Below are 262 nucleotides of genomic sequence, written 5' to 3'. Positions count from 1 at the left end.
CTTCCAAGACACAGGGACCCATCACCACCGTCATCAATTGTTTAAGAAACGGCCGCCGCGGCAAGACAAGCTTCGCTGCGGCGTATGGGTCCCGGCCTGCGCCGGGACGACGCGATCAACCGAAGGCGTTCCAAAAAGAAAATGGCCGGGACGAGCCCGGCCATCGCGCATTGAAGCTATTGACGTCGCGAAGCTTACTTCTTCGCCGGCGCCATCTTGTTGTCGGCGGGCTTCGGCGCGTCCTTGGCGGCATCGGCCGGCG

General features: G+C 62.6%; 1 protein-coding gene. It reads left to right on the top strand.

What is annotated here, in order from left to right; genetic code table 11:
* Positions 1–262, top strand: a 262-nt coding sequence (locus AKL29_RS43995; RefSeq protein WP_210168327.1) for a hypothetical protein, incomplete at both ends; no start/stop codon positions are given.

It is taken from the genome of Bradyrhizobium pachyrhizi (genome assembly GCF_001189245.1).
GTDB lineage: Bacteria > Pseudomonadota > Alphaproteobacteria > Rhizobiales > Xanthobacteraceae > Bradyrhizobium > Bradyrhizobium pachyrhizi.
Note: the sequence above shows the minus strand (reverse complement) of the source record. Positions and strands in the feature narration are given on the sequence as shown.